General features: G+C 64.3%; 4 protein-coding genes. 1 reads left to right on the top strand and 3 read right to left on the bottom strand.

Features of this window, described 5'->3' with window-relative positions; all coding sequences use genetic code 11:
- Positions 1 to 43: 43 nt before the first annotated feature.
- Positions 44 to 463 carry a PACE efflux transporter gene (locus PKA57_RS08450; protein WP_324299483.1) on the bottom strand — a complete coding sequence of 140 codons (420 nt, stop codon included), beginning with the start codon at positions 461 to 463 and terminating at the stop codon, positions 44 to 46.
- Positions 464 to 569: 106 nt separating this feature from the next.
- A complete protein-coding gene (gene aspS / locus PKA57_RS08445) occupies positions 570 to 2,369 on the bottom strand; it encodes an aspartate--tRNA ligase (RefSeq protein WP_324299481.1) in 1,800 nt (599 codons plus the stop codon).
- Positions 2,370 to 2,589: 220 nt separating this feature from the next.
- Here aspS and rnd point away from each other — a divergent pair, with 220 nt between their 5' ends.
- Positions 2,590 to 3,753 (top strand): ribonuclease D, encoded by a 1,164-nt coding sequence (gene rnd / locus PKA57_RS08440; RefSeq protein WP_324299479.1) that lies wholly within the window; start codon positions 2,590 to 2,592, stop codon positions 3,751 to 3,753.
- A 3-nt stretch (positions 3,754 to 3,756) separates the two neighbouring features.
- Here the strand turns inward: rnd and PKA57_RS08435 are convergent, their stop codons facing one another.
- Positions 3,757 to 5,256 carry a Ppx/GppA family phosphatase gene (locus tag PKA57_RS08435; RefSeq protein WP_324299477.1) on the bottom strand — a complete coding sequence of 500 codons (1,500 nt, stop codon included), beginning with the start codon at positions 5,254 to 5,256 and terminating at the stop codon, positions 3,757 to 3,759.
- Positions 5,257 to 5,314: the final 58 nt, after the last annotated feature.

Raw genomic sequence — 5,314 nt, 5'->3', positions numbered from 1 at the left:
TTTCGCTTCCGGCATGTTGATCAGGATCAATCGAGCGCGCGTTTCACCGAACCGGCCGCAGCCAGTCGTAGATGAAGTAGAACACGTAGGTGTAGACGAAATAGACGATGGTAAAGCCGATATCGGCGGCGATCGCCACCCACCAGCCCATGCCGCTGATATAGGCGATGATCGGCACGGCGAAGAACGAGATCGTGACCTCGTAAAGCCCCGCATGGAGCACGCGCAGCGCCACCGTTTTCTGATGCGCGAGGCGCCCGCTCCAGCGCAGCATCAGCCTATCGAAAATGGAATTGTAGGTCGGCGCCCAGACGATGACGATGCCTGAGATCAGCGCCATGGTGACGAAGGAGTTTCCGAGCGGCAGCCCCATTGCGAAGCCATAGGCCGGTGTCAGGATCGCCAGGCCGATCGCTTCGTAAAGCACAGCCTGTAACAGGCGTTCGCGGGGGCTGCGTAACATTCCTTCTTCCTCGGCTCGCCCTCTTTCTCGGCTCGCGCCGGCACGAAAAAGCCGGAGCGTCGATGACGACGCCCCGGCCGAATTCACATTGCCAGTCGCCCGGGCATCAGCCCTTCTTTTCGAGCGGCGGCACGACGCGGATATGGAGTTCCTTGAGCTGGCGCGGCTCGACTTCCGAGGGCGCCTGCATCAGCAGGTCCTGCGCCTGCTGGTTCATGGGGAACATGGTCACTTCGCGCAGGTTCTCGACGCCCGCGAGCAGCATCACCATGCGGTCGATTCCGGGCGCGAGACCGCCATGCGGCGGCGCACCGAATTTGAACGCATTCAGCATGCCGCCGAACTTGGATTCCACTGTCGCCTTGTCGTAGCCGGCGATGGCGAAGGCCTTGTACATGATTTCCGGCTTGTGATTGCGGATCGCGCCGGAGGAAAGTTCCACGCCATTGCAGACGATGTCGTACTGATAAGCGTTGATCGTCAGCGGATCCTGCGTCTCGAGCGCCTCGAGCCCGCCCTGCGGCATCGAGAACGGGTTGTGCGAGAAATCGACCTTCTTCTCGTCCTCGTTCCACTCGAACATCGGGAAATCGACGATCCAGCAGAATTTGAAGACGCCTTCCTCGATGAGGTTCAGCTCCTTGCCGATGCGCGTGCGGGCAAGCCCGGCGAAGGCGGCGAAGTTCTTCGGCAGCCCGGCCACGAAGAAGACCGCGTCGCCTTCCTTGAGGCCGAGTTCGCTGCGCAACTGTTCGGTCCGCTCGGGACCGATATTCTTCGCCAGCGGCCCCGCGCCTTCCAGCGCGCCATTTTCGGAACGGTAGAAGATATAGCCGAGGCCCGGCTGGCCCTCGCCCTGCGCCCAGCCATTCATCCGGTCGCAGAAGGCGCGGTTGCCGCCGCCCGGCGCGGGGATCGCCCAGACCTCGACCTTCGGGTCTTTCTCGATCATGCCGGCAAAGACCTTGAAGCCCGAGCCGCGGAAGATATGCGTCGCGTCCGACATCTCGATCGGGTTGCGCAGGTCCGGCTTGTCATTGCCGTATTTGCGCATCGAGGTCGCGTAGGGAATACGCGGGAAGGGATATGGCGAGACCTTGCGGCCATCGGCGAATTCTTCAAACAATCCATGAAGAACCGGCTCTATCGCAGCAAAAACATCGTCTTGCTCGACGAAGCTCATTTCCACGTCGAGCTGGTAGAACTCGCCCGGGCTGCGGTCGGCGCGGGCGTCCTCGTCGCGGAAGCAGGGCGCGATCTGGAAATAGCGGTCGAAGCCCGCCACCATGATGAGCTGCTTGAACTGCTGCGGCGCCTGCGGCAGCGCATAGAACTTGCCCGGATGGACACGCGAGGGAACGAGGAAGTCGCGGGCGCCTTCCGGGCTCGAAGCCGTGAGGATCGGCGTCTGGAATTCGTTGAAACCGGCCTCCGTCATGCGGCGGCGGACGGAAGCGATGATCTTCGAGCGCAGCAGGATGTTGCGGTGAAGCGTCTCGCGGCGCAGATCGAGGAAGCGATAGGTGAGGCGCGTCTCCTCCGGGTAGTCCGGTTCGCCGAAGACCGGCAGCGGCAGGTCCTGCGCTTCGGAGAGCACCTCGACCTCGGAAACGGCGATCTCCACCTCGCCCGTGGCGAGGTTGGCGTTCACCGTCTCGTCCGAGCGGGCCACCACCCTGCCCTCGATCTTGATCACCCATTCGGAGCGGACCTTTTCGGCGAGCGCGAAAGCCTCGGGCCGGTCCGGGTCGAAGACGAGCTGCGTCAGCCCGTAATTGTCGCGCAGGTCGATAAAGAGAAGACCGCCATGGTCGCGCTTGCGATGGACCCAGCCCGAAAGGCGGATCGTCTCGCCGACATGAGACTTACGGAGCTCGCCACAATTGTGGCTGCGATAGGTGTTCATCGCTGCAAGGCCTTGATAATCAAGAACGAATCATCGCAGCGTAACGGAATGCTACGCCCGGATCGGGCGAAAGTGCATGGAAGGGGCCGACTTGTCAAAGGGCCGGCGGCACCCTGCCGGCATCCATCCGTCCAACTCCATGATCGAAAAGGCGGATATTCGGCCGGGGCCCGCTCTCGCGCCGCGACAGGGCCGCAACGATGAGTTATAGAGACGCCCGATGAACATCATTACGAACACTGACGCGCTCGCGGCCACATGCGCACGCCTTGCCGGTGCCGGCTATGTCACGGTCGACACCGAGTTCATGCGCGACTCGACCTTCTGGCCGAAGCTCTGCCTCATCCAGCTTGCCAGTCCCGGCGAAGCCTGCATCGTCGACCCGCAGGCGCCCGGCATCGACCTCGCCCCCTTTTATGAGCTCATGCGCAACAAGCAGGTGGTCAAGGTTTTCCACGCGGCGCGGCAGGACATCGAGATCTTCTGGCACGAGGCGGAGACGATCCCCGACCCGCTTTTCGACACCCAGGTCGCGGCCATGGTGTGCGGCTTCGGCGAGTCGGTGGGCTACGAGACGCTGGTGCGCAAGCTGACCGGCGGCAGCGTGGACAAGTCCTCCCGCTTCACCGACTGGTCGCGCCGCCCGCTCTCCGACAAGCAGCTTCAATATGCCTGTGGCGACGTCACCCATCTGAGGAAGATTTACGAGGTCCTGGCCCGCCGGCTCACACAGACCGGCCGCGCGCGCTGGGTCGCCGAGGAAATGGCGATCCTCCAGGACCCGGAGACCTATGCCCAGCGCCCCGAGGATGCGTGGAAGCGCATCAAGATGCGCTTCAAGGGCCAGCGCGGCCTTGCCGTGCTTGTCGAGATCGCCGCCTGGCGCGAGCGGCAGGCGCAGGAGCGCGACCTGCCCCGCTCCCGCATCCTCAAGGACGATGCGCTCGCCGAGATCGCGACGCAGATCCCCCGCGTGCCGGAGGATCTCGACCGCCTGCGCGCCGTGCCCAAGGGCTTTGCCAACAGCCGGACGGCGGCGAGCATCATGGAGGCCGTCGAGCGCGGGCTCTCCATGCGGGAAGACCTCATACCCGTCGTCAAGGATTCCGAGCCGCTGCCGCCGGGCATCGGCCCCCTTGTCGAATTGCTGAAGGTTCTGCTCTCGCTCCGCAGCGAGGAGCACGAGGTCGCGCAGAAGCTCGTCGCCAGAACGTCCGATCTCGAGCTTATCGCCGCGCATGACGAGCCGGACGTCCCTGCCCTCAAGGGCTGGCGGCGCGAAATCTTCGGCGCCGACGCCCAGCGCCTCAAGCGCGGCGAACTGGCGCTGAGCGCGCGGGGCAAGAAAATCCTTCTGCTGGAAACGGCGAAGGGCGGGCGCTGAGCCTCAGCGGCCCACGCGCATTTCGCCCTTCCGGTCTATCGTGCGCGCGAGCGCCGAGAGCCTGCGCTGCACCACTTCGCCGAGCAGCGTCTGGTAGCGTCGCGGCACCACCAGCGTCACCGTCGACTTGGAAATTTCGAGCCGCGTCCTGGGCAGCACGCCCGTCGTCGCCGCGCAAAGCGTAAAGGCAAGCCGCTGCGCGAGGCCCAGCACCAATGCGCGGTGGTTCTCGACCGGCGTCAGAATGCCGGCCAGATTACCGATGAACTCCGGCTCGCCCTTGCCCTCATGCCGGTGATAGCCGACGCGGGCGAGAAAGAGCCTGCCCGGATGATCGACGCCGGAAAACGGCGCAAGCAATATCTGCGTCAGGGTGTGATGCGCGCGGTAGTCCGGATGCACATACCAGCCGATATCGGCGAGGATGCAGGCCGCGCGTCGCAGCCGCGCCACCGCCGGCGTTTCGCCGAGCACGTCTTCGGCGAAAATCGGCGCCGTCCAGCGCGTCAGTTCCTCGCCATGCTCCGGGAAACGCGCCAGCCGCTTCGCCAGATCGTGGCATCCCTCGATCAGCGGATCCTTCGCCTGCTCGCGCTTGCCGAGATGGTCGAAGAGAATGCCCTCGCGCAGCCCATAGGCCGAGACGACCACTTCCTTCGCCTTCATCGCGCCGATGAGCCTGTCGAGCACCAGGGCGCCGAAGGGAAGCGTGTCGATGCGGCGCTCGGAAATGTCTGGTATCTGCGCCAGCGTTTTCGGCCCTAGCCTCTCGATCACCTTGGCGATGTCGGCCGCATCCCGCGCGGGGATCACATATTCATGCAGGACATGGATCGGGTAATTGCGCTGTGCCATGTGAATCCGGGCGAGGTTTCGCCAGACGCCACCGACGACATAGAGCTTGCGGCCCTGCGCCTGCTTGAGGAGATCGACGCCCTTGAGCGCCTTGTCGACGATCGCTTCCGCCGCCGAAGGATCATTCTTCGATTGATCCATGATCCGCAGCGGGCCGATCGGCAGGGTTGATCCCTCGCCGATGAGCTTGCCCCCGCCGACATTCACGAGTTCGAGGCTCGCGCCGCCGAGATCGCCGACAATGCCTTCCGCATCGGGAATGCCGGAAAGAACGCCCTGCGCCGCGAGCCGCGCTTCCTCGGGGCCGGAGACGAGCCTGATCCTGAAGCCGCAAATCTCTTCCGCCTGCGCCAGAAATTCGGGCCCGTCCGTCGCGTCGCGCACGGCCGCCGTCGCGGCGACGATGAGGCGGTCGATGCCGATCTGCTCACGAAGGGCAATGAAGCGCCGCAGCGCATCGAAGGCCCGCTCGATCCCCTTCGGATCGAGCTTGCCTGTACTGGCCAGCGTGCGGCCGAGGCCGCAAAGCACCTTTTCGTTGAAGACAAGCACCGGGCTGCGGACGGCAGCGGCGTAAACGACCAAGCGGACAGAGTTCGAGCCCAGATCGACGATACCAAACCGGCCGGCGCTCTTCCTGCCGCTCAAATCAGCTCCTCAGCCTCTCATTCTCCGGGCTTGCCGCTTCCCGCTTTGACATCGCCAG

Origin of the sequence: Parvibaculum sp., assembly GCF_035325945.1 — a bacterium.
In the GTDB taxonomy this organism is placed as follows: Bacteria; Pseudomonadota; Alphaproteobacteria; order Parvibaculales; family Parvibaculaceae; genus Parvibaculum.
Note: the sequence above shows the minus strand (reverse complement) of the source record. Positions and strands in the feature narration are given on the sequence as shown.

Coding starts and splice junctions, on each gene's coding strand:
- rnd (WP_324299479.1), top strand. CDS start 2,590: ATGAACATCATTACGAACACTGACGCGCTCGCGGCCACATGCGCACGC.
- aspS (WP_324299481.1), bottom strand. CDS start 2,369: ATGAACACCTATCGCAGCCACAATTGTGGCGAGCTCCGTAAGTCTCAT.
- PKA57_RS08450 (WP_324299483.1), bottom strand. CDS start 463: ATGTTACGCAGCCCCCGCGAACGCCTGTTACAGGCTGTGCTTTACGAA.